Origin of the sequence: Scytonema sp. HK-05, from assembly GCF_963872035.1 — a bacterium.
Lineage (GTDB): Bacteria > Cyanobacteriota > Cyanobacteriia > Cyanobacteriales > Nostocaceae > Kalymmatonema.
The window spans coordinates 1-6,334 of record NZ_CAWMYC010000064.1 but is presented as its reverse complement, the minus strand read 5'-3'; the positions used below and the strand labels follow the sequence as shown (position 1 = coordinate 6,334).

5 protein-coding genes are annotated in these 6,334 nt (G+C 43.3%); 2 read left to right on the top strand and 3 right to left on the bottom strand.

Annotation, left to right across the window (positions count from 1 at the left end):
* Positions 1-87: 87 nt before the first annotated feature.
* Both AACT52_RS09595 and AACT52_RS09590 read right to left on the bottom strand, forming a co-directional pair.
* Positions 88-1,698, bottom strand: a complete 1,611-nt coding sequence (locus AACT52_RS09595) for an iron uptake porin (RefSeq protein WP_073636595.1) — start codon at positions 1,696-1,698, stop codon at positions 88-90.
* A gap of 204 nt (positions 1,699-1,902) precedes the next feature.
* Positions 1,903-2,463 (bottom strand): hypothetical protein, encoded by a 561-nt coding sequence (locus AACT52_RS09590; protein ID WP_073636594.1) that lies wholly within the window; start codon positions 2,461-2,463, stop codon positions 1,903-1,905.
* 49 nt (positions 2,464-2,512) lie between these two features.
* Between AACT52_RS09590 and AACT52_RS09585 the strand changes: the two genes are divergently transcribed.
* Positions 2,513-2,662, top strand: coding sequence for a hypothetical protein (locus AACT52_RS09585; protein ID WP_158055041.1), 150 nt, complete (start codon positions 2,513-2,515; stop codon positions 2,660-2,662).
* Positions 2,663-3,333: 671 nt separating this feature from the next.
* On the opposite strand, the gene AACT52_RS09580 is transcribed toward AACT52_RS09585, so the two are convergent.
* The gene (locus tag AACT52_RS09580; RefSeq protein WP_158055039.1) at positions 3,334-3,471 is read right to left on the bottom strand and encodes a hypothetical protein; all 138 of its coding nucleotides are present in this window, start codon (positions 3,469-3,471) and stop codon (positions 3,334-3,336) included.
* A gap of 86 nt (positions 3,472-3,557) precedes the next feature.
* On the opposite strand from AACT52_RS09580, the gene AACT52_RS09575 reads away from it, so the two are divergent.
* Positions 3,558-5,966, top strand: coding sequence for a pyridoxal-dependent decarboxylase (locus AACT52_RS09575; RefSeq protein WP_073636596.1), 2,409 nt, complete (start codon positions 3,558-3,560; stop codon positions 5,964-5,966).
* Positions 5,967-6,334 lie beyond the last annotated feature (368 nt).

Here is a 6,334-nt window from a genome sequence, read left to right as displayed (position 1 = left end):
TCGATGTCCAGATTTAATAATATGTTTCTCAGCTAATTGCATGACTCCTCTGAATACATAAATAAGCTTTACCTAACCGCTCACTTTTCAGAAAGAAAAAACTGTTCGCAACGTGCCAGTGACAATCGTACCATTTGCCTCTTGGTTAGAAGCATTGGTAATAACCTGAATCAAAGGGGTGACTTGGATGTTGTTACTTACAGGAAAGTTGTAAAATGCTTCAAAGTTGGTTTGAGTGGCATTCCCAATCTCACTAACAATAAAGGGTTGACCTGCGGCAATACCAGCTAAAGCACCTCGGGTAAACAAGTCTGGAAACGCCACTCCCGCCATCCAGTAGCTGGGTTTGATGTCGCCAAAGGCAGTGTTATTGTAGCTACCGTAACCATAACGACCAAAGATGGCGAATTTCCGTGAAAGAGTTAACTCGAAATTCACGCCGAATACGTCATAGCGGTTGTCAAATAATTCGCCGCCGCTGTACTGGAGGCGCACGGCAAAAGCTTTCGAGGGCGAATATTCCAGTTCAACTGTACTTTGATACGTGTCGCCAAATAAACCTTGGTCGCCACCCCCATCAGGATACAGCAAGGGAACAAACAGCGCTACACCAGGGATAAATCCCTCATCGCCTGGGTTGGCTGCATCTGATGCTGCGTACAAAGCCCGCACTGAAAACGGTCCTGAACCAGGCTTCCAGTCAATTGCTGCACCTGCTGCTGGACCGTTGAGAGGGGCGAGAATGTAGTTGTTGATAAATGCCTGAGTGCTAAAGTCTTGAAAGCTCAAGTAAGCGTAGCTGTTACGGTCAAAATAGCTGATAGTGCGAATATTAGGTCCAACAGACACTGTGAAGTTCTTAAACGGCTCAAAGGTGTAGTACAGCAGATCTAGTATGAATTGCTTGTCAATGGGTGGTGAAACCGAGAAGTCTTGGACACTACCAAAAGACGGCTCTAGAAATCCTGCGGGATTGTCTTCACCGGCATCGCTACCTGTGTCGAAAACTATTTTCAATTGGTCTGTACCAACGAAGCTGGTATTCAACTCTACCAGAGCTCGGTAAGCCACGGTAGGATTCGGGTCAGAACGAGTAATCTCTTCACCTGTAGGGCTGATGATGCGTTCGCCATCAAATCCTCCGGCATTCACTGTCATGATGACTTGACCAGTTAGCTTGGTGGTTGTGGAGAACTGATTTGCCTCTATTTCTGCCGTCTTGGCTTCCAAAACGTCTACCCGTCCCCGCAACGTTGCTAACTCGGCGGCAAACTCTTGTTGAAGTTGTTGCAACGTCGCCAAGTCATCACGAGAAACTAAATCCTCCTTTCCCGTTCTGATGAGTTCATTGATCCGCTCAAGGACAGCATTTAAACCGGCGGCAAATTCATAGCGCGTCATTGCTCGGTTACCCCGGAATGTGCGATTGGGATAACCTGCAATCACCCCATAGCGCTCAACTAAAGACTGGAGTGCGCCGAAAGCCCAGTCTGTAAGCTGCACATCTGCTAGTTGGCTCACTGAGGTCACTTGACCAACTAAGTTAGTCGAGTCAGGCTGTGCTTGGGAGATGGTTTCTGCTATCTCTTCAGGGACAATGATATTGGTTGGAGCAGTCTCAGCTAGTCCGGGATTATTGGAAAAAAGCAGGTAGGAGAAGGTAATTGCACTCGTGAAGCTTTGGAAAATCTTTCTCATGAACAAGATCGGGCGATGAAATATGGCGGTTTTTAGTTGAGTGCAATACATCAAAAAATAAGAACCACAGATGGACACAGATGGACACAGATAAATCTGTAGTTCATCTAAACGAGAAGCGCTATAGTCAGCCTAGCGATTAGGTTGGCGCAAAGTTTACGCAACCCCAACTCAATCTTTGGGAAAAAAGGCATGAATTAGGTTCTAGATTTCGTCCAATCTGAAATCATCAAGGTAGAGCAGAAGGAAGCCAATAAGAATTGTCAGTAGCGATCGCCATAATGGTTGAACAGGGATATCCCAAGTCAAACCCCATAATCCAGACCAAGTAATTATGACCCCCATAAGAGTATAAATAGTTGCCAGGTTGGGATACTGGATTTTGAAGTTGTGGAAAAACTTTTCCCTGAGATCCATCTCCTCAGGATTTTTTTCTGAATGAGTTTTCCTCATCATTACCAGATCATACAAGGATAAGTCATCCAGCAAGAGCATTGCTAGACCCAGCAATAATAAGCAAAAGTGACGAATAGGCACTTGTATAGCAATCTCTGGGGTAGGTTCTGCCATCAAATTTGTTCCTTGAGCCCATGAGTCAAAGATGAGGATGAAGCCACTCCAGATGAGTATTACATTAGTTGTGACATATAAAGCGTGCAGATTTGGATGTTCGGTCTTTAGCTTATTGAAGAATCTTTCGCGTATGCTGGGCTGTTTTTCTTGGATCTGTGAAACAGACGATTCTAAGTTATTATTTGCGTTCATCTTTGGTGTGAATCTAGAAAGTTAAATTTGATATCTATCTGTTAACAATGTGGAAAAAAAGTACTGTGGAGATGGCGTTGCTGAATCAAGGTATCAATTAGGCGATCGCCGCTTTTCTGTTATCTTGAACTTCCTGAAAATCTTCTATTTACTTCGTCAATATCAAAACATTTTTTGGCTCAATGAGTTAGCTGAATAGTTTTTATATTCAGATGGAAGGTGGCACACTATGTAGCGTTCCTAAACGACGTAGGGAAACGAGTACAAAAAATCTAACATTTCATTTGTGGCTTTGTAAAGCCTATTGGGACTATTACCAGTCAAACAATGTAGATAATAATAAGTCCTTTTCTTGTGGACTGGAGATTGCATAGCTAAGACTTTACAGGTGTCACCTGGTGCAAGACGTGAACTAAATATTTTTTATTCTCCTACTCTTCCTACTTTTCCTACTTTTCCTACTTTTCCTACTTATTTGCTAACGGTGGGAGGTTTAAAGGTAGAAAAACGTAGGAAAAGTTTTAAATTATTATGTAAAAACAAGGAAAAGCAGCAAAAATTAGTATTTTTTTTAAAAAAATGAATTTTGTCAAGTAATAAAAGTAGGAAAAGTAGGAAAAGTCTTTATTAATTTTTTTGAGGATTTTGTACGACGCATCTACCTATTGAAATAAAAATAAGTTAATATCTCTGATGTAAATTCATGCCTCAATTACCAAAATTATTGTGTCCCAGCTAGTAGAATTAGCAGACTAGCTCAAAATAAAGATAAAAAATTTGACATTTGCCTAGCACTGAGCCTAGATATGTAGCTAATACCAGCTTGTATTCAAACAGTGTATACAGATGAAAACTATCAACTATTAGCCTTTAGCTAACTGCTGAACGCTGACTGCTATTTGGTAGAAATCTCTCTTTCTTGAAAAATGCACTGATGACTTTAGCTGAGGATGAAACATGACAAGCAAACTCGTCATTGATAATTGGTAATTCGTCATTATTTTTCACAATTTCAATACCAATTGCGAATAATTCGGTCAGGAATGGCTGGTGTCCAGACAGTTGCCTGCAAAACTTACACAAAAGGTGAAAAAATGAGTAACAACTCTCATAACAACGGTTCTCAGAACAATGGTCTAGGCAAAAATAATGGGCTAAACAAATTCTTCAAATTTGGAGAAGTACCCCATCTTCAAGGTTTGGGAACTCGTTCAGTTGAAGCATGGTTTTTAGGAACAAAAGCAGAAAATGCTGATGAACTTGAGAGTTTAATCGTAGAAGCGATTCGTGACCACGCGTTTTGGCGTCGAAACTTTCATCCTGGCGATCCAACTCACATCACCGAGCAAGTTAAGCGACAGTCAGATTACGTAGAGGCAATTGATACTCTCAAGGAGAGTTACCGCTCATTGTTGGCGTTTCTGAAGAAGTCCGTACCGTTCTTCAGTATGCGCTATCAAGGGCACATGAACTGGGATATGACAATGCCATCTATCCTAGGTTATTTTGCGGCAATGCTGTACAACCCCAACAATGTGGCTTTTGAAGGGTCAACGGCAACAACGCTTTTGGAAATCTTGGTAGGAGACGACCTTTGCCGAATGCTGGGATACAGCATACCAGATGAGGCAGAAATCGAAAAAGGGGCGATTCGTCCTTGGGGACACATCACTTGTGGTGGAACTGTTGCCAACATTGAGGCGATTTGGGCAGCAAGAAACTTGAAATTTTATCCCCTTGCCTTGCAAGCAGCTTTGCAAAATGAACCGTCACTAAAAGCTGCAAAAGATATCAGTATTTCCCTGCCCACTGGCGGGTCAAAACCTCTGATTGAACTAGACACTTGGTCAGTGCTTAACCTCAAAGGCGATGACATTCTGGCATTGCCAACTCGTCTGTATAAGGAGTATCAGATTTCTGGTGAAACCCTAACAGATGTCCTATCTAAATATTCACTGCAAAACCTTGGAATGGCGGAGTTTTCACGCCGCTTCCTCAGCGACATCAAGTCTGCGCCTGTGTTCCTGGTACCAGCAACGAAACACTACTCATTTCCAAAGGCAGCGGCATTGCTGGGAATTGGAGCGGCAAACCTGATTGACGTTCCTGTGGATGAAGATGCCAGGATGAGTTTCACTGAAGTCAAAAAGATTCTTCAAGATTGCCTAGCCCAGCGCAGACCCGTATATACAGTAGTTTCTGTCATGGGAAGCACGGAAGAAAGTGCAACTGACCCCCTGAAGAATATTCTTGAGCTGCGAGAAGAATTGCGCTCCCAAGGACTAGAATTTACCGTTCATGCTGATGCGGCTTGGGGCGGTTATTTCGCCACTCTTCTTCGCGAAGATGAGACTAACACACCACAACTGATTAAGACAAAAGAAGAACTGATTACTGAGATTGGATTAAGCTCGTATGTCACTCAGCAGTTCCAAGTTCTGGGAAATGCTGATTCCATAACGGTAGACCCTCATAAATCAGGCTACATTCCATACCCAGCCGGAGCGTTGTGCTACCGCAATTCCGCAATGCGGGATTTGGTGACATTCGCTGCTCCCTATATGTACCACGGCGAAGCAGAACCCACGGTTGGTATCTATGGCTTGGAGGGGTCAAAGCCTGGGGCTGCAGCGGCTTCGGTATATCTCAGCCACAAGGTTATTCGCCCCACAAAGAGTGGATACGGCAGAATCATTGGCAAAGCTTTGTTCAATTGTAAGAAACTTTATGCGCGACTGTTGTGTATGGCGAGTCCGGAAGACCGTTTCACAATTGTTCCCGTTCCTCGACTTCCCGCAGAAATTTCCGGTTCTGATGTAGAGCAACAAATTCAATTCATTCGGGAGAGAATCGATAAGGCAAGTAATGATGAACTCTTGGCGGACAAAGAAGCCCTGCATCTGCTTTCAGAAATCGGTCCAGACCAAAATATCATCACCTACGCGTTTAATTTCAAACATCCAGATGGCTCGCTCAACACAGATTTAAATCTGGCAAACCGCCTTAATAGGGCTATCTATGACAAACTTAGCATTGACCCAGGTGAGGATATTTACGGTTATAAGCTCATCGTCAGTACCACAGATTTTGACGCGGCTCATTACGGAGAAGCTTTCATCGAACACTATAAACAGCGCCTACTAGGAGTATCTGGAGCAACAGGTTCGTCTATCACCGTACTCCGTTCTACGGTACTCGAGCCGTGGCTTTCAGAAACATCAAAGGGTTCATTTCTCGATGTTCTCGAACATGAGTTTCGTCAGGCGGTTGCTGATTCTCTGTTCCGAGATGCACTTCTTCAGGTCTTTGAAGATGTTGACAAGAATAAAGATGGGGTTCTGGAAGTCTCTGAAATTGAGGCGAAATTTAAAGCCTTGGGCTATGAAGATGAAGACATCAAGATGTTCTGGAACATGAGCGATGCTGACAAAGATAGTACCTTGTCGATGGAGGAATTTCTTCAGAACTTCTCGCAATTCTTAGTGTTGTCATCTCGGAGTTAATTGTCTTATACCAATTCTCCATGAAGATGCACTTAATATTTATTAAACGTAGACGCGTAGCGGCGTGCCGCAGGCTACCGCCAAGACGAGGCAGTGCGTTGCGGGGGTTCCCCCCCGTTGAAGCAACTGCCGTGCCAAGCACGCGGCTGAGTGAAAGAGTTAGTATTAAGTGCTTTTTTTACAGAGAATTGGTATTACCAGAAGTTTTTTAACATCCAAACAGCAAATTTAAAACAGTGAACAGTTACCAGTGACCAGTGACCAGTGACCAGTGAGAAGATTGACTTGGGACATCTTGATACTGCGGGTACTTGATAACTGATAACTGATTTTTGATAACTGATAACTGATAACTGGTAACTGTTAAA